15 protein-coding genes are annotated in these 17163 nt (G+C 60.1%); 10 read left to right on the top strand and 5 right to left on the bottom strand.

The window, feature by feature from the left end:
• Positions 1-119 precede the first annotated feature (119 nt).
• The 4 genes from HMPREF2806_RS06485 to HMPREF2806_RS06470 all read right to left on the bottom strand — a co-directional run bounded on the left by HMPREF2806_RS06485 (position 120) and on the right by HMPREF2806_RS06470 (position 4504).
• Positions 120-1748, bottom strand: coding sequence for an MFS transporter (locus HMPREF2806_RS06485; RefSeq protein ID WP_070513133.1), 1629 nt, complete (start codon positions 1746-1748; stop codon positions 120-122).
• A 2-nt stretch (positions 1749-1750) separates the two neighbouring features.
• Positions 1751-2197: a DUF2871 domain-containing protein gene (locus HMPREF2806_RS06480; RefSeq protein WP_070513130.1), complete on the bottom strand. Its 447-nt coding sequence runs from the start codon at positions 2195-2197 to the stop codon at positions 1751-1753.
• Between the two features lie 162 nt (positions 2198-2359).
• Positions 2360-4150 (bottom strand): DEAD/DEAH box helicase, encoded by a 1791-nt coding sequence (locus tag HMPREF2806_RS06475; RefSeq protein ID WP_070513127.1) that lies wholly within the window; start codon positions 4148-4150, stop codon positions 2360-2362.
• 102 nt (positions 4151-4252) lie between these two features.
• Entirely contained in the window at positions 4253-4504 is a 252-nt protein-coding gene (locus HMPREF2806_RS06470; RefSeq protein ID WP_046648196.1) for a DUF3039 domain-containing protein, read from the bottom strand.
• A 48-nt stretch (positions 4505-4552) separates the two neighbouring features.
• On the opposite strand from HMPREF2806_RS06470, the gene HMPREF2806_RS06465 reads away from it, so the two are divergent.
• The 6 genes from HMPREF2806_RS06465 to galE all read left to right on the top strand — a co-directional run bounded on the left by HMPREF2806_RS06465 (position 4553) and on the right by galE (position 10286).
• Entirely contained in the window at positions 4553-5014 is a 462-nt protein-coding gene (locus tag HMPREF2806_RS06465; RefSeq protein WP_118779511.1) for a DUF3099 domain-containing protein, read from the top strand.
• 85 nt (positions 5015-5099) lie between these two features.
• Complete coding sequence (locus HMPREF2806_RS06460; protein WP_198531325.1) at positions 5100-6641, top strand: DUF7782 domain-containing protein; 1542 nt, start codon at positions 5100-5102, stop codon at positions 6639-6641.
• A gap of 77 nt (positions 6642-6718) precedes the next feature.
• A complete protein-coding gene (gene dtd / locus HMPREF2806_RS06455; protein ID WP_070513120.1) occupies positions 6719-7195 on the top strand; it encodes a D-aminoacyl-tRNA deacylase in 477 nt (158 codons plus the stop codon).
• Between the two features lie 139 nt (positions 7196-7334).
• Positions 7335-8330 carry a sigma-70 family RNA polymerase sigma factor gene (locus tag HMPREF2806_RS06450; protein WP_046648202.1) on the top strand — a complete coding sequence of 332 codons (996 nt, stop codon included), beginning with the start codon at positions 7335-7337 and terminating at the stop codon, positions 8328-8330.
• A gap of 287 nt (positions 8331-8617) precedes the next feature.
• The gene (locus HMPREF2806_RS06445; RefSeq protein WP_046648203.1) at positions 8618-9298 is read left to right on the top strand and encodes a metal-dependent transcriptional regulator; all 681 of its coding nucleotides are present in this window, start codon (positions 8618-8620) and stop codon (positions 9296-9298) included.
• A 4-nt stretch (positions 9299-9302) separates the two neighbouring features.
• Positions 9303-10286: a UDP-glucose 4-epimerase GalE gene (galE, locus tag HMPREF2806_RS06440; RefSeq protein WP_070516899.1), complete on the top strand. Its 984-nt coding sequence runs from the start codon at positions 9303-9305 to the stop codon at positions 10284-10286.
• Here the strand turns inward: galE and HMPREF2806_RS06435 are convergent.
• Positions 10243-11391, bottom strand: a complete 1149-nt coding sequence (locus HMPREF2806_RS06435) for a DUF4192 domain-containing protein (RefSeq protein ID WP_070516897.1) — start codon at positions 11389-11391, stop codon at positions 10243-10245. The genes galE and HMPREF2806_RS06435 overlap by 44 nt on opposite strands.
• Before the next feature lie 335 nt (positions 11392-11726).
• On the opposite strand from HMPREF2806_RS06435, the gene HMPREF2806_RS06430 reads away from it, so the two are divergent.
• The 4 genes from HMPREF2806_RS06430 (at position 11727) to HMPREF2806_RS06415 (ending at position 17035) form a co-directional block, all read left to right on the top strand.
• Positions 11727-12746: a PAC2 family protein gene (locus tag HMPREF2806_RS06430; protein ID WP_070516895.1), complete on the top strand. Its 1020-nt coding sequence runs from the start codon at positions 11727-11729 to the stop codon at positions 12744-12746.
• A gap of 102 nt (positions 12747-12848) precedes the next feature.
• Positions 12849-15422, top strand: coding sequence for a DEAD/DEAH box helicase (locus HMPREF2806_RS06425; protein WP_070516893.1), 2574 nt, complete (start codon positions 12849-12851; stop codon positions 15420-15422).
• Positions 15423-15504: 82 nt separating this feature from the next.
• On the top strand, positions 15505-16629 hold the full coding sequence (locus HMPREF2806_RS06420) for a PTS sugar transporter subunit IIC (RefSeq protein WP_070516891.1): 1125 nt from the start codon (positions 15505-15507) through the stop codon (positions 16627-16629).
• Between the two features lie 28 nt (positions 16630-16657).
• Entirely contained in the window at positions 16658-17035 is a 378-nt protein-coding gene (locus HMPREF2806_RS06415; RefSeq protein WP_049157524.1) for a hypothetical protein, read from the top strand.
• The last annotated feature ends 128 nt before the right edge of the window (positions 17036-17163 follow it).

The following is a 17163-nucleotide window of genomic DNA, read 5'->3' as shown; positions in this document are numbered from 1 at the left end:
ATCTCCTTAGGTTGTCTTTGGCCTAGAGCACTCTTCTCACAATGCTGCCGAGCCTACCCTTCGCTGCTGGATGTTTCGCTGAAACCGTTGCGCCAACACCGTGGGCTACGCCCCCTTGCTTAGCCCTGCGCTGCTTTGCGGACCTGCAACGCACCAATAAAACCGAGCCCTAAGAACGCAACTGCGGTCAGCAATGACCAACGCGCTGCATCACTCATACCGTCGCTGAGTGCTCGGACCAACACGGCAGTCTCCTCTCCGAAGGGACTGGCGGCACCCTGCGCACGCAGCCCAGCGATACTCGACCCAGCCGATTGACGCGCTGCTTCCGCTATTCCTTCCGCAGCCGGACCATCGAAGCCAATGGTATTAAGCGCCTTCGGCAGAGACAGCGCTAGCGAGACGGAAAAGACCGAACCGGAAATCGCGGTTCCCAGGGAAGAACCAATTTGACGAACTGTGCTCTGTGTCGCGGAAGCTTGGCCCGAGTTTTCCACGGGGATGTCACGCAAGACGGTTCCGGTTAACTGCGCAGAAGCGAATCCTAGGCCCACTCCATAGATCACAAGCGGCAGCGCGATGAGCCATCCGCTGGTGTCGGGACCGAGAATTTGCGCGAGTATGAGAGCACCGACGACCTCGAGGCTCAGGCCGATGAGTACGGTGCCAGGGGCGCCGAAGCGCCCAGCGACGTGGCGTGCGGCTGCACCTGAAATGAAGGCTCCGACGGCCATCGCCGCGAGCACAAGGCCGGCAGACATTACGCTTAAGCCCAACGCATTAATGAGGTATAACGGCAAGACGAAGATGATGGCGAACTCCCCGATGGCTACCGCACCGGCGGTGGTATTTCCCCACGAGAACGTCGGATAGGAAAATAGCCCCAAGTCCAAGAGTGCGGAGCGCTGAACCTTTTCGCGGTGCTTCTCCCAACGGATAAACAAAGTGAATCCGACCGCGGCGATGAGTAGCGCCACCGGCACAGCGGATACCGACGCGGTGGTAGGCCACGTCCACCCGAACACAGTCAGCTCCGCTTGCGGTGTCCACCAGCCAAGGCTGGGCCCCTCGATGACAGCGAAAACAAGGGCCCCAAAGGCAATCGCGCTCAGCTGCGCGCCGTCGACGTCGACTCCAGGGCGAGTCTCTGGGTTGCGGGTTTCCCGGACGGTAAGGACCGCTCCACCGGCCACGAAAAGGCCGATGGGGACGTTGACCAGAAAGATCCAGTGCCAGGACACCCACTGAGTAAGCGCGCCGCCGGCTAGAGGGCCTACGGCAGCAGCGCCTGAGATGACGGCGCCCCAGACGCCGAATGCGGCCGCACGATACTTCCCGCGGAATACGGCGTTCACGGTGGACAGGGTGGAGGGCATGATAAAAGCCGCGCCCACTGCCTGCACGGCACGTGCCGAGATGAGAATTCCCGCTGTTTCGGAGAAACCAGCCCACACGCTGCCTGCTACGAATACGGCGAGGCCGAGAAGGAAAGCTCGTTTGCGGCCCCAACTATCCGCGATTTTTCCTGTGGACAGTAGCAGTGCGGCAAGCACCACCGCGTAGAGGCTGTTGACCCACTGTGCCTGGGTAATATCCAGGTTGAGGTCCGTGATGATGGCGGGCAATGCCACGCCGACGATGGTGCCGTCGAGGACGATGAGGCCCAGACCTACCGATAAAACCGCAAGGCTTATCCAGTCACGGCGGGTTGGTGCCACCGTGCTGGATTCTGTTGTAGCCGCGGGCATAGCTAGGCGCTCACAGAAGTTGCGGCGGCAGGGTTAGCGGGCTCGTTCAATGCGCGGCCAAGTGCGACGAGGAAGAGTGCCAGACCCACCGTGATGAAGATGTGTCCGAGGCCGGCGATTCCGGCGATCATCGCGGTCGATTCCTCCCCCAGCACAGTTAAGCTACCGTGCCAGATGAGCATTCCAACGGTAAGCACAACGCCAATGTTGTAGAACCAGAAAAAGGAGTTAAAAAGCTTCGTGTTGCGGGACACGGCGAAGACCTTGTCCACCACAAGGAAGATGAGGAACATCATGAACCCCAGCGCCAAGAGGTGGGTATGGGCCACTCCTAGCTGGGTGAACTGTCCCTCCGGGAAATCGTTCGCGCGCGTGAACTCGCGGTAGAACACGCCGGCGCTCAACCCCATGACAAGGTAGAAGATGGCTGCTCTATAGAGGGACTGCATTGTGTGTTCCTTCCTAGCCACGCTGCTGTGGCGATTGCGTCGAGGATGGTGATTGGCCTTTAGACCATCTGCTATCCATCCTGCTTCGCGCTCACAGCGTTTCCATCGCGTAGCCGGTTGAGTTTCTCATCAACCAACTAGTTGATAGCGCGGCCGCGCCGGCTACCACTTGCGCAGGTAATCGATGCGCTCCCGCAGCTGCTCGGCGTCGCACAACGCAGTCGGCGGGCCACCGCAGGCCTTGCGGGCTTCGGTGTGGATGGCACCATGCGGGCGCCCGGTGCGTTGGGCGGTGATAGACACCACCGTGTTGAGCTCTTTGCGCAGCGCGGAAATCTCATCCACCACGCCTGGCTGGGAACCAGCACTGCTTGACGACGCCTCTGCCCCACGCTTGGGTGCATGTGGGGTGCCGTAGAGCTTGCGGCGTTGTTCCTCCGCTGCTTCCGCAGCCCGGCGCGCCTTCTCTTCTGCCTCGCGGCGGTCCAACTCTTCGGACTGCTTTTTGCGCAGGAGGTCCTTGACCTGGTCGGCGTCGAGAAGCCCGGGGATTCCGAGGAAGTCTTCCTCTTCGTCCGTGATATTGCCCGTCGTGAACTGCGAGCCGTTATAAAGCAGCCCGGAAAACTCTGCCTCCGCTCCGAGGGACTCGTAGGAAGGCTCGAGCATATCGGGCTCGGTCTTCTTCTGGTTAGCGTCCTCCAGAAGCTCGTCGTCCCAGCCTTCCTTGTCGGGGTTCTTCTCCCCTCCCAGGACGTGGTCGCGCTGCTTTTCCATGTTCTCGGCAAGGCCCAAGAGCACCGGCACGGAGGGCAGGAAGACGGAGGCCGTCTCGCCGGGCATGCGGGAGCGCACGAAACGCCCGATGGCCTGAGCGAAAAACAGCGGGGTCGAGGCAGAGGTGGCGTACACGCCCACGGCGAGGCGGGGAACGTCGACGCCCTCCGACACCATGCGCACGGCCACCATCCACTCGTCGGTGGATTCAGAGAACTCCGCAATGCGCGCGGAGGAGCCTGGGTCATCGGAGAGGATGACGGAGACTGGAGTATTGGAGATCTGCTTGAGGATCTTGGCGTAGGCGCGCGCGGTTGTCGTGTCGGTAGCAAGTACCAGACCGCCGGCATCCGGCATGTTGCGGCGCATCTGCATCAGCCGCGTGTGCGCCGCCTGCAAGACGGTGGGGATCCACTCGCCTTTCGGGTCGAGGGCCGTGCGCCAGGCGCGGGCTGTCTGCTCCGGATTGAGAATATCGCCGAGCCGGGCCGCATGTTCCTCACCGGCGCTATCACGCCAGCGGGATTCGCCGGAGTAGCTGAGGAAGACCACGGGGCGCACGACACCGTCGGCAAGCGCATCGCCATAGCCATACGTGTGATCAGAGCGGGATACGAGGTGGCCTTCCCCGTCCTCCTCATAGCGCACGAAGGGGATCTGCGAGTCATCGGAGCGGAAGGGCGTACCAGTCAGTGCGAGGCGGTGCTCCGCATCATCATAGGCTTCCCGCACGCCATCGCCCCAGCTCTTGGCATCTCCGGCGTGGTGAATCTCATCAAGGATCACCAGGGTGCGCCGCGCTGAGGCAACCGCGCGGTGCTTGTACGGGTGCATGCCCACCTGCGCATAGGTCACCACGACACCGTCCATCGCGGGGTTGACTCCCGAGGAGTTTGTGAATTTGGGGTCGAGCGCTAAACCTACGCGGGAGGCGGATTCCGACCACTGCACTTTGAGGTGCTCGGTGGGCACCACCACGATGACGCGCTCTACGGTGCGGTCCGCCATGAGCTCTGTGGCCACCCGCAGGGCGAAGGTGGTCTTACCTGCGCCTGGCGTTGCCACCGCCATGAAGTCCTGCGGCTTGGTGGCTAGGAACTTATCCAAAGCCGCGCGTTGCCACACGCGCAGCGAACCATTATTGGCAAATCTCTGTGCTGGAGTCTGTGTAGACACGGTCAGCGACTTTCCCCCTCTAGTTATCCCAACATCCCGCTTCTGTGAAGTTTTTCGTACGTTTCGTTTTACGCCGACGCAGGATGAGCGTCGACGTCGGACTTAACGGCGGCGCAAGCTCTTGTATATGCGCTCGCAGTCTGGGCACACGGGTGAGCCGGGCTTCGCTTGCTTGGTCACCGGGAAGGTCTCTCCACACAGGGCAACGACGTACTTGCCGTTGACCGCGGAATCGAGGATCTGGTTCTTCTTCACGTAGTGGAAGAACTTCGGGGTGTCGTCGTTGGTCGACGTATCCTCGCGGACATCAGGGCGTTCAATAGTCTTAGTCGTCGTACTCACGCCCCCTATCATGCCGCATCGGTATCGAAGTTGGCGAGTCCTGCAGCTACGCTTGTAGGCATGACCCCTTCGAACTCGCGCGATAACGCCCGCCATACCCCACGTTCGGGGCAGCGGCGCGGACGCCGATTCGGGCGCGAAACGCACCTCATCACGACTGCCAAGCTCGCCCCGGGTCAAGACCGGTATCGCCGCGAGATCATTTACTCCATACTGCAGTTTTTACGCGTTCCATCCCTCCTGATAGCCGGGGCCATGGTTTATGTTTGGCAGTGGTGGATCCCCGCTGCACTCGTCGTGGCCGTCACCTTCCCCCTCCCCTGGATCGCCGTGGTCATTGGCAATGGCCGGGGTCAAAAGAAAGACAAGCGCGAGAAGGCTGTTTATAAGCCCGCTATGGCTCGGCAAATGGCGCAGGCCCAGCGCGAGCAACTGACAAGCCGGTCCCATGGAGCGCTTCCCGGCGCGCCATCATCACACGACGATTCGGCGAAGCACAACACCATCGACCACGAAGACTAGACGTTAACCGTTTACCGTTTCCCTCCCGAAGCAATGTAAGGACACTTTTGTGAGTACACAACAGCCTTCTCCTTTTGGCCCGGCGATGAACCCAGAGAACCCCGTCGCGGATGTTGCGGCCGACCTCGCCCGTGTCTTTGCTGACGCGGGATTCAGCGCGGACGGCATCGCGGGACACTTAGGGCCGGAGTACACCGAAGCCCTACATCGCGGGGAGCCCGAGGCCGTGGCGCTGGGTGCTAGCGGCGACTCCCGTCTCGACCGCCTCATCCGCATCTTTGTGTTGCACGAGCACGTGCCGGCCACGCTGCTTTCCGACGTCCTCGGTGCCCGCCTAGCCACCCAATTGCTTGACAGCGGTGTCGCGCTTACCGACGATCACGGCACTGTCTACGTGGCATACGACATTCGGCCGCACGTCATCGTGGGCAAGAATCGCGTGGTGTTTTCCGATGTTGATGCTTCCCTCGTGGACCACGTTCCTGGTCCCGAGCACGTCTTGGGTGTCGGCTCTGCCAGCCTTTCCCTACTTCATTCGACTCCCACTACTCCGGTGTCATCGGTGCTGGATCTGGGCACAGGCTCTGGCGTGCAGGTCCTGGGGCAGCTGGATTCTGCAGAGCGCATCGTCGCTACTGATGTCCATGAGCGAGCCCTCGAGCTCGCCCGCGCTACCGTTGCTGCAGCGGACGCAAAGGAACGGGTCGAACTGCGCCAGGGTTCGTGGTTCGAGCCGGTACAACACGAGCGCTTCGACCGCATCGTGGCCAATCCTCCATTCGTGGTGGGCCTTCCTGAGGTCGGCCATGTGTACCGAGATTCCGGTCTCAACCTCGATGGTGCTAGTGAGCTCGTGGTGTCCCAAGCCGTGGAACACCTCACCCCTGGAGGAACCGCGCACGTGCTCGCCGCGTGGGTTCATCAAGGCGAGGAGTCCTGGCAACAGCGGGTTGCCTCGTGGTTACCGGACACCGGTGTAGCCGCATGGATCATTCAACGCGACGTGGCAGATCCTGCCCTGTATGTGTCCACCTGGTTAAGCGATGAGTCCGTGGATGTTCGTAGCCCTGAGGGAAGGGAGCGTTCGCGCCGTTGGCTCGAGCACTTCCGCGACCATGAGGTCACCGGCATTGGGTTTGGTTTCGTAGCCATCCAGCGTATTGGGGACGACGAGCCCTCGGACATTCTGGCGGAGACAATGTCACAGCCGCTCATTGATCCACTCGGACCAGAAGTAGAAGAGTATTTTGCGCGCGTCGAATGGCTGCGCGCTTTGGTGCCGGGAGAACTGGAGACCAAGCACGTTCAGCTGCGCCCCAGTGTTGCTCGGGAGGACGTGGCCCTGCCAGATGCTGAGCTTGGCATGGGCTTTGAGCGCGCAGCGCTCCGATTGAGCCGGACCGACGGTCCGCGCTGGCAGCATGATGTCGACGAGCACCTCGCGGCTATCGTCGCCGGGCTTAATCCGCATGGGTTGAGCATCGGCGAAACCATCGAGCTTTACGCCGCCGCACAAGGCTTTGATGAGACCGCACTGGTGAGTGCTGCGCTTCCTGCCATCGTGGATCTCATCCGCCATGGTCTGCTGATCCCCACGGAGCTGCTAGCTTTTAGCAACACCGAGTAGTTCGCGTTAGCTATATCCTCATCAGCCTCATTGCGTACTGAAAACTTCTCCACAAGAAAGGTTGTGTATCCCCGTCCATGCGTGCTGTTCTCACCCGCGTTTCTGAAGCTTCCGTCACGGTAGAAGGCGACGTTGTCGGTTCCATCAGCTGTCCCGACACCGGCGGCATCCTAGCGCTCATTGGTGTATCTCGTGACGATGTCACGGCAGGCGCCGAAGCTGGTCCTGCCGACGGGCCATCCTTGGAGGAGCGGATGGACACGATGGCACGCAAGATCGCTGAGCTGCGCATTCTCGAGGGCGAAACCAGCGTGGTTGACAGTGGAGCTCCAGTGCTAGTGGTAAGCCAGTTCACTCTCTACGGGCGAACGGCGAAGGGCCGCCGGCCATCGTGGTCAGATGCCGCACCCGGGGACGCGGCGGAACCGGTGATCCAAGGGGTTGTCGCTCGCCTGCGGGAGCGCGGGATCACCGTGGAGGAAGGTCGCTTCGGAGCCATGATGCAGGTCTCCTCCGTCAATGAAGGGCCGTTTACCGTGCTCGTTGAGGTGTAGCCTCGGCGCGCCTCCCCCAAAATGGCCTAAAACCCACCTCGCAGACCGGGGTGCGTGAACATTTTTCAAACCGTGGGAACTATCTGCGCCGAAGGTCCGTTGTAGGAGATGAACCAAGCCGCAACTTAGGAGGCATGAGATGGCCACATCATCCGCTGCTAGCGTCCAGGACGAGGACGGACAGGAAGTTGACCGCGGCTCACGCCGTAACCAGACTAATGACAATCCCTCCGCGGACTTGGTCCGCGTTTACCTCAACGGAATCGGCAAGACTGCGTTGTTGAGCGCCGAAGACGAAGTTGAGCTCGCACAGGCAATCGAGGTGGGCCTGTACGCCGAGTACAAGCTCGCCAATGCCGAGAAGCTGACCCGCGCCGAGAAGCGCGACCTCAAGATTCTCGCCCGCGAAGGCAAGAAGGCACGCTCCCACCTCCTCGAGGCTAACCTGCGCCTCGTGGTCTCCCTGGCTAAGCGTTATACCGGCCGCGGCATGCCGCTGCTGGACCTCATCCAGGAAGGAAACCTGGGCCTGATTCGCGCAATGGAGAAGTTTGACTATGCCAAGGGCTTCAAGTTCTCCACGTACGCCACGTGGTGGATCCGCCAGGCCATTACCCGCGGCATGGCTGACCAGTCCCGCACCATCCGCCTCCCGGTGCACCTGGTAGAGCAGGTCAATAAGCTTTCCCGCATCAAGCGCGAGATGTATCAGTCCTTGGGCCGCGAGGCTACGAATGAGGAGCTGGCCGAGGAATCCGGCATCGAAGAGTCCAAGATCGAAATGCTGCTGCGCCAGTCTCGCGATCCCGTCTCCCTGGATATGCCTGTGGGCACCGATGAAGAAGCACCGTTGGGTGACTTCATTGAGGATGCCGAGGCAACCGATGCGGAAACCGCCGTGGTGGCATCCATGCGCCACTCTGATATCCGCTCCGTCATCGGCTCCCTCGAGGAGCGTGAGCAGGATGTCATCCGCCTGCGCTATGGCTTGGACGACGGTGTTCCGCGCACCCTCGATCAGATTGGACGCAAGTTCGGTCTCTCCCGCGAGCGTGTTCGCCAGATTGAGCGCGAGGTCATGGCCAAGCTGCGGGAGGGCAACCGCGCCGATCGTCTCCGCGAATACGCGCTTTAAGTTCTGTTTCATAGCTTGGCGCTAGCCATCGAGGTTCATCCCTCCTGCCCACCTAAATTGTTGGCTGGGCTCGGGGAGGTCGATGCTCGGTGGCTTTCGTCATTTCTCGAGGGCCGTGAATCTCTTTGTCCATATCTTCCTATTCACCCCGCGCAGCGTGCAGCGCTGCGTGCGCTAAGCCCTGAAAAAATACGCTATTGTTTAAGATATTCTCTTAATACACTCCTATTACCGCGCCTAAACCTATGTGGCTACGGACCGCCGACAACGCAGAAAGGTAAGCCCACGTGAGGGATCTAGTTGACACCACGGAAATGTATCTGCGAACCATTTATGAGCTCGAAGAGGAAGGAATTACCCCACTGCGTGCTCGCATTGCAGAGCGCCTAGAGCAATCTGGGCCGACTGTGTCCCAGACTGTGGCTCGCATGGAGCGCGATGGCCTGCTCCACGTGCGCACGGACCGCAGCCTCGACCTCACCCAGCAAGGTCGCGAACTGGCCACCAATGTCATGCGCAAGCACCGCCTCGCTGAGCGCTTGCTCACGGACGTCCTGGGCCTCGATATTCACAAGGTTCATGATGAGGCCTGCCGTTGGGAGCACGTCATGAGCGAAGAGGTAGAGAAGCGAGTCATAGCCGTTCTTGAGGATTCTTCCCGCTCCCCCTTCGGCAACCCCATCCCAGGTTTGGCGCAGCTTGGCATGACCCCCGCGGAACTCGACCTGGGGACTCGCGCCATCGATCTTCCCACCGGGCAAAAGACTGCAGCCACCATCGTCCAGATCAACGAGGTTTTGCAGGCGGATAACTCGACTTTCCACGAGCTTTACTCGTGCGGTATTCAGGTTGGTTCGAAGGTTACCGTGGTCAATGAAAGCGGAACGATTACGCTGACCACGGAGTCGGGCCACACCGTCGAGCTTGTCGACGACCTCGCGCACGCTATCCGAGTCAAGGAGGACTAAGGCGATGAAGCTACTTGTTACTGGCGGTGCCGGCTATGTCGGCAGCGTGTGCGCGGCCGTCCTCGTGGAGAAGGGGCACGACGTCACCATCATCGATAACTTTTCCACCGGCAACCGCGAAGCTATCCCAGAGCAGGCCCGCCTCGTCGAGGGTGACGTGGCCGATGTCGCTCGTGAAGTGCTATCTGAAGGAGGCTTCGACGGCGTTGTGCATTTTGCCGCTCGCTCCCTCGTTGGCGAATCCGTTGAGGCTCCGGCTGACTATTGGCAGCACAATGTCGTCACGACGCTGCAGTTGCTCAACGCCATGCGCGAATTCGGCGTCACCAACCTTGTGTTTTCTTCGACCGCGGCAACGTACGGCGAGCCTGCACAGGTTCCGATCACAGAGACGATGCCTACGAAGCCGACGAATCCTTATGGCGCATCCAAGCTCGCAATCGACTACATGATCACCTCATATGCCCAGGCCTACGGCTTGGGGGCGACGTCGTTGCGCTACTTTAACGTCGCCGGTGCCTACGGCAGCATTGGCGAGAACCGCGAGGTGGAAACCCACCTCATTCCGCTTGTATTGCAGGTAGCACTTGGCCATCGCGACAAGATCTTCATTTTCGGCGATGACTACGACACTGCCGACGGCACCGCCGTCCGCGATTACATCCACATCCGTGACCTGGCCGACGCTCATGTGCTCGCGCTTGAAAGCAACGCTGCGGGTACACACCGCATCTATAACCTCGGCTCCGGAGACGGTTACTCTGTCAAGCAGGTCATTGAGGCCTGCCGCGAAGTCACCGGACACCCCATCCCCGCTGAGCTGGCGCCCCGCCGCGCAGGAGATCCCGCAACCCTCGTGGCCTCCTCGGACAAGATTAAGTCCGAGCTCGGATGGGATCCGAGCCGCACCGACTTGACCACCATCGTGACGGATGCGTGGAACTTTACCCAGCAGCTCGGCGAGCGGGCGCACTCCGCTCAGCGTTAGCATCACCCTCCTGGGCCGCATCCCCTACCGCGTTGTCAAAAGCTTTGCGCGCGCCCGTGTGGATCGAAGCGCGTATCTTTTCGTGCAACCCGTGGCGATAAGCCTGGCACAACAACGATCCTAAGCGGTGACTAGGGAACTCTTCCGTGACGAGCTGCAGTGCCGGTCCAGCCAGGATGTCCCACTCCTGTTCCATGTGTGCCAGGGCAAACAGGGTCAGAGCATTCGCCCGTAATTCTTCGCCGAATGTGCGTGCTGCTGCTAGGAGAAGGTACGCACCGGTTTCGCCAGCCTCCGCACAGATGCCCACCACGAGGTCGCGCGTCCACGTCGTCGACAGCCACACGGCGCATGATGCCAACAGCTCTACATCTTCTTCGGCTTCCTCCACAGACGCCACCTGGTGAAGCGCCCACTGAGCATCATCCACAAAGTGCTCAAGGAGTTCCTTGCGCTTCTTCCCTTTCGCCGCGGCCACCTGGGCGCGAAACTGAGTCGCGGTATCGCGTGCTTGCCGGCTCAGGGCTTCTGCTTCGGCAGAATCCAGGTGTGGGTTTCCCGGCGCGAAAATGGCAAAGAATTCTTCCCTATTGAGCTCTGGAACAACATTGTGATTGACGCAGGAGCGCATCGAGGAGGCGTCGGTAAGCGCCGGTATAGTGCCTTCTACCCACTTTTTCATCGGCCCGCTCCCATCTGCGTTGACGGTTCCGTGCAACAGAACGTAGGGCTCATGTTTGGTGATTTCCTTGGCGTACCAGGCCGCGTCAATCTCCAACCCGTCACAGGAACGATCCAGGCCGTAGAGCCAGTGGGTCACCTCCCGTAATTCAGTAAGCGGGCGCTGCGAAATGAGGAAGGCGAAGACGCCTTCGCGGGCATTCTCTGCCAGCATCGCCGCGATGTCTGGCAGGGCTCCGGCGGCATCGGGGATATCGACGCGGGCGAGCGGACCCATGGCCGGGCCGCGCGGGGTGGTGTCAATGGCCATGAATACCACCGATTCGGTGGGATAGAAGCCAAGGAGTCCGGGGATGTTAGCAAGGAGATGACCAGGTGTCGTAATCGGTGGGGTGTTATCTGTGTGCGTTGAGAATGTGCTCATACTTGTACCCTGAACCAGGGCTGCCACAGGACGCTAGGGGGATCACGCCACACACGGAGAATCTGTGGATAACTAGTCCGGACTGGTCTGCAATCCGAGGGAAAGAGCCAAGTTATTCACACCCACCAACTCGACATGCTGGCACAACGGATGGCCATGTGGCATGCTTGAACGATCATCACCAGTGCCCATGATCAATCCCAGCTCGGCTTGGCAAGGAACGCACAATCGCAGCTGGGAATAGGTAGTAGCCCTACAGCGTTGCACGGCACAGAACGCTGATTAAGTCCGTACGCTTCTAAAGAAGCGCACGGATAGAAGGAGGAGTCACAATCATGCAGGAAGAACAGGGCCGCATGTATGAGCTGGAGTATCCCGCACCAGTGGTCAAGGACGATTCCGCCCCAGACAATGGCCCTACGATGATCGTGGCCATGAATGGCTATGCCGATGCGGGCCAGGCCGTCGAAGCCAGTGCTGATCACCTCAAGGCCGCGTTAGAGAACCGCCAGCTGGCTTCGTTTAATAATGACGAGCTTATTGACTACCGCTCTCGCCGCCCCGCCGTCACCATTGACCACGACCGCACGGTAGAGATTGAAAACACCGATCTGGGCATCAAGGTGCTGCGGGATAACTCCGGCACACCTTTCCTGCTGCTTTCTGGACCGGAACCGGACTTGCGCTGGGAAGCATTTACGGACGCGGTGGTGAACTTGGTAGAAAAGTTCGATATCAAGAACACCATCATGCTGTACTCGGCCCCTATGCCGGTGCCGCACACCCGCCCCACCGTGGTCACGGCGCACGGCAATGAGCCAGAGCTCCTAAACTCCATGGTGCGCATGGAATCCACCATGATGGTCCCCGGCGCCGCCGCCCTGTATATCGAGCGAGCCTTGGATAAGAAGGGCCGTCGCGTTGCTGGATACACCGCTCATGTTCCGCACTACCTTGCGGCGTCCCCTTACCCGGCCGCCACGCTACGGCTGCTGGATTCGGTCGCCACGGCAGCTGACCTCAACATTCCGCTGGGCAGCCTGGAAGCGGACGTTGCTCGCATCAACCAGCAGTTGGAGGAGCAGGTTACCGATTCTGAGGAGATCGCTGGCGTCGTGCGCCAGTTGGAAGAGCAGTACGATGCCTACATGGAGCGCTACCGCTCCCGCCACCCGCAGGCCATCATGCCAGGTGAGGAGCACATGCCCACCGGCGAGGAGATCGGTGCGGACTTTGAGGCCTTTCTTGCTGGCCTCGATGACAGCTCGGACATTCTGTCCGAAGATATCGATGACCGCGAAGACAACTACGGCCGCGATGAAGGCCCCGGCTTAGACATGGATGACGACGTCTAAGCATGTCTTGCCCCGGCTGTACGGCAACTGGCAAGGCGGTGAAGTTGGGGCGCAGGGCCGACGCGCTCTGCTCTATAGAGCTTTTCGCCTAAGGTGGGACGGGTGAACCTTTCTCAGATGTTGCCCGATCTCGCCGAAGTCCCCGAGTCGATGGTTGATGAGGCCATCTGGGACACATTTTTGTCTTGGACTTCCGGCCGCGGTATCTCGCTTTACCCGGCGCAGGAAGAGGCCTCCCTTGGCGTTCTCGCCGGGGATAACGTCATCTTGGCCACCCCCACCGGTTCTGGTAAGTCCATGGTGGCCAACGCCGCCCACTTTATTGCATTAGCCCGCGGCCAGCGCAGCTTCTACACCGCTCCCATCAAGGCCTTGGTGAGCGAAAAGTTCTTCGCTCTCTGCGAGATTTTCGGCCCCGAGAACGTCGGCATGATGACCGGCGATGCCACGGTCAATGGCTCCGCCCCGATTATCGCCGCCACCGCTGAGATCGTGGCCAATATTGCGCTACGCGATGGCGCGGAAGCCGCCATCGATCAAGTGATCATGGACGAGTTCCACTACTACTCCGAGCCCGATCGCGGCTGGGCCTGGCAGGTACCGCTCCTGGAGCTACCGAAGGCCCAGTTCCTGCTCATGTCCGCCACCCTGGGTGATACCGCCTGGCTGGAGAAGGATTTGACGGAGCGTACCGGCCGCACGACGACTCTGGTAGCGGGAACAACTCGCCCAGTGCCCCTCGACTTCTCTTATGTCTTTTCCGCGGTCCACGAAACAATCGAAGAATTGCTCGCCGATGGCAAGGCGCCCATCTACGTCGTCCACTTCTCCCAACGCGAAGCCTCAGAGCGTGCGCAGGCGCTCACTTCGTTGTCGAAGATCATCACTGCCGAGGAGAAGGAGGCCATTGCCGCGGAGCTCGCGGGCTTCCGCTTCACCACGACGTTTGGCAAAGACCTCTCTAAGCTTCTGCGTAAGGGAATCGGTGTCCACCACGCTGGCATGCTGCCGAAGTACCGGCGCTTGGTTGAGCGCCTGGCTCAGAAGGGCCTTCTCAAGATTATTTGCGGCACCGATACTTTGGGGGTGGGCATCAACGTCCCCATCCGCACAGTGCTGATGACGGGTTTGGCCAAGTACGACGGGACCCGCCAACGCATTCTAAAATCCCGTGAGTTTCACCAGATTGCCGGGCGCGCGGGACGCGCGGGTTATGACACGGAAGGCACCGTCGTCGTGCAGGCGCCGGAGTATGAGATTGAGAACGCCAAGGCGCGGCGCCGTGTGGGCGATGACCCAGCAAGGCTCAAGAAGCTGAAGAAGAAGTCCGCGCGCGACGGTGAAGTGTCATGGTCGGAACAGACGTACGCACGGCTTATCGACGCCGAACCGGAGCAACTGACCTCCCAGTTCCGAGTGTCCAATTCCTTGTTGCTCAACGTACTTGCGCGCCATGGCAACGGTTATGAGCATCTCAAGCACCTGCTCCGCACGAGCCATAACACGCGTGCCCGCCAGAACGAGGACATCCTCACAGCGTTGAGTCTGTTCCGTGGCCTCCTTAATTCGGGCGTGGTGCAAAAGTCTACGAAGGGACTCGACATCTACGGCCGCCCCTACCACGTGGTGCGTGAGATGCCGCGCGATTTCGCCCTCAACCAGCCTTTAGGGCCCTTCGCGCTGGCGGCGCTCACCTTGCTGGATCCCGAGTCCGAATCCTATGCCCTCGATGTCATCTCTGTCTTTGAATCGGTGCTGGATGATCCACGCCAGGTGCTCATTGCCCAACAGAAGCAGCGGCGCGGTGAGGAAATCGCGGCGCTCAAAGCTGAGGGCGTGGACTATACCGAGCGCATGGCCATCGTGGAAGACATCACGTGGCCAAAGCCCCTAGAAGAGCTCCTCGAACAATCCTATGAGACCTTCTGCCAGACCAACCCATGGGCCAAAGAGTTCGAGCTGCGGCCTAAGTCGGTGGTGCGCGACATGCTGGAGAGCGCCATGACTTTTTCCGATCTCGTCGCCACCTACGGTCTTGCCCGCTCGGAAGGCGTCATTTTGCGCTACCTCACCGATGCGTGGCGTACTCTCAAGCAGTCCATCCCCGCGGAATTCCTCACAGAGGAACTCGAGGACATCATCGTCTGGCTCGGAGAGCTTATCCGCCAAGTCGATTCTTCGCTTGTCGACGAGTGGGCTGAGATGGCTGGCGAGGACTCCCCCATTTCCCAGGAGGATTTGGACCGCGAGTTGGCCTTCGGAGTCGAGGATCCCACCGCCTTGACCGCTAATCAGCGGGCTTTCAGCATCATGGTGCGCAATTACTTCTTCCGCCTTGCACAGCTCTTTGCGTTGGAGAAGGAAGAGCGCTTGGCAGACCTGTTGGACTACTTAGAGGAGATTCCTGACTTTGGCCGTGCCCTCGATGACTACTTCGATGACTACGATGACATCGACACTGGGCCAGCGGCTAGGGGGCAGGAATACTTTGTCTTAGACAAGGGCGACACGGGCTCGGGCGCTCGTGGCGTTGGCGGCTCGCGGTCGTGGACCGTGCGTCAGATTCTTAAGGACCCAGAGGGCGATAACTCCTATCAGCTCGTTGGCACCGTAGATCTCGATGCCTCCGATGAAGCCGGGGAAGTACGGCTATCTGAGCTGAGCGTGGAGTACTAGGGCGCATAAGCAGGGAATATTAATACCCCCTTGCCTGCATTAATATTTTCTACCCATCGCATATTATGCGTATGATTGAGGGATGACCACGCCACAGCAGATAGACGAACGCAAGCTTTCCCCTATCCCACACGCCAGCGCTGCCCCCGCGGCCGAGCGCCTCACACCCGGTTCCTTCACCATGAAGGTCCTCAACGGCATCTCCATCGCCGTCGTGGTGTCACTGGTTCCGCAAGCCCTACTGGGCGAACTGGCCAAGGCACTGCTGCCCTTCTGGTCTGGTGCCGCCACCGTCATGGCCCTCACCGGTTTGGCCGCTAGCCTTTTGCCCGTCATGATCGGCGTCCTCATCGGCATCGAATTCAAGATGACTCCCATCCAAACCGCCGCGGTGGGTATTGCCTCCTTCTGCGGCTCCGGCGTGGCCACAGTGAATCCCGAGGGTGGCTTCTTCCTCAAAGGCACTGGCCTTGTGATCAACTCAGGACTTACCGCAGCCATCGCGGTGGGACTGCTTCTTTTTATCGGTGACAAGCTCAAGAACTACTCAATCTTACTGCTCTCCACCATTGTGACTCTGGTCGCGGGCACGATTGGATGGGTAGTCACTTTCCCCGTTGTTAAGGTCTTCACCCTGTGGTTGGGCAACTTGGTCAACGGCGCAACCACCTTGCAGCCAGTCCTCATGGGCGTGGTCCTCGCTATTCTTTTTGCCGTCATGATCGTCTCCCCAGTCTCCACCGTTGGCATTGCCACTGCCATCTTCATTGACGGCGTTGCCTCCGGTACCGCCAACCTGGGCGCCGTGGCCGCCGGATTTACCCTCCTGGTTGCTGGTTGGCGCGTCAACGGCTTCGCCACCTCCATCCTGCACGTCCTCGGTTCCCCCAAGGTGCAGATGGCCAATATGCTGTCCAAACCAGTGACCTTCCTCCCGGTAATTTGTTCCGCGGCCGTCTTGGGCGGCGTCGGCGGCGCCCTAGGGATTTCCGGTACCCCGATTTCCGCTGGCTTCGGCATCTCCGGCCTCATGGGCCCCTTGGCCGCCCTCAACTACGAAGGCTGGGGCTGGAGCGCTGGCAACGTAATGATCATCACCTTTGTATACCTCGTCCTGCCACTCGCCCTTGCGCTGCTCTTTTGCTGGCTCTTCGAGAAGGTCCTGCATCTCACCAAATCTGAATACTTTTCTCTCGATTTCAAGTAGTGGCATGGGGAGTACAGTGGGTGGCGCTATGAATACTCCAGACTCCCCAGCCACCAGTATTCGCCTCGCAGGCGTTCACTTTGAAACGCAGGATGACGCCGTCACGGTCCACTGGCTTCTCGGAGGCCTTCCCCACCACCGTGACGTCGTGTTTAAGCTACACACCCTCGATCTTCAACTCATCATCCACTTTGAGCAAGACCAGCTCGCCTCCATGGAAATCGCTTCCTTTGGTGAGGACACCAGGGATGCCCACCGGCCCGTCGATTATCACTACATCTACACCCCCGAAGAGCTCGTAGTCACCGTGCCAACGGCTCATTTTGAACTCACCGACCAGGTTTTCACCATGGGTCTGTCTGTGGACGGCGCGCCGTGCGGCGAGTGGACTGGAACTATTACCTAAGCCTCCACTTTCCCACTTGAGCTAAGCCTACACACGCTTTACAGGACGTTGACCAGCAACAATACTGGAGAATAGAAAGTTCTCTAGACAATTGCGAGAGCCCTAGAGCACGATGCGGACACCCTAGA

This window comes from Corynebacterium sp. HMSC076G08 (assembly GCF_001811515.1).
Taxonomy (GTDB): domain Bacteria; phylum Actinomycetota; class Actinomycetes; order Mycobacteriales; family Mycobacteriaceae; genus Corynebacterium; species Corynebacterium hiratae.
This window is presented reverse-complemented; position numbering and strand designations above follow the sequence as displayed.

Coding starts and splice junctions, on each gene's coding strand:
- HMPREF2806_RS06480 (WP_070513130.1), bottom strand. CDS start 2,197: ATGCAGTCCCTCTATAGAGCAGCCATCTTCTACCTTGTCATGGGGTTG.
- HMPREF2806_RS06415 (WP_049157524.1), top strand. CDS start 16,658: ATGAATACTCCAGACTCCCCAGCCACCAGTATTCGCCTCGCAGGCGTT.
- HMPREF2806_RS06430 (WP_070516895.1), top strand. CDS start 11,727: ATGCAGGAAGAACAGGGCCGCATGTATGAGCTGGAGTATCCCGCACCA.
- HMPREF2806_RS06485 (WP_070513133.1), bottom strand. CDS start 1,748: ATGCCCGCGGCTACAACAGAATCCAGCACGGTGGCACCAACCCGCCGT.
- HMPREF2806_RS06450 (WP_046648202.1), top strand. CDS start 7,335: ATGGCCACATCATCCGCTGCTAGCGTCCAGGACGAGGACGGACAGGAA.
- HMPREF2806_RS06420 (WP_070516891.1), top strand. CDS start 15,505: ATGACCACGCCACAGCAGATAGACGAACGCAAGCTTTCCCCTATCCCA.
- HMPREF2806_RS06460 (WP_198531325.1), top strand. CDS start 5,100: ATGAACCCAGAGAACCCCGTCGCGGATGTTGCGGCCGACCTCGCCCGT.
- dtd (WP_070513120.1), top strand. CDS start 6,719: ATGCGTGCTGTTCTCACCCGCGTTTCTGAAGCTTCCGTCACGGTAGAA.
- HMPREF2806_RS06470 (WP_046648196.1), bottom strand. CDS start 4,504: ATGATAGGGGGCGTGAGTACGACGACTAAGACTATTGAACGCCCTGAT.
- HMPREF2806_RS06465 (WP_118779511.1), top strand. CDS start 4,553: ATGACCCCTTCGAACTCGCGCGATAACGCCCGCCATACCCCACGTTCG.
- HMPREF2806_RS06435 (WP_070516897.1), bottom strand. CDS start 11,391: ATGAGCACATTCTCAACGCACACAGATAACACCCCACCGATTACGACA.
- galE (WP_070516899.1), top strand. CDS start 9,303: ATGAAGCTACTTGTTACTGGCGGTGCCGGCTATGTCGGCAGCGTGTGC.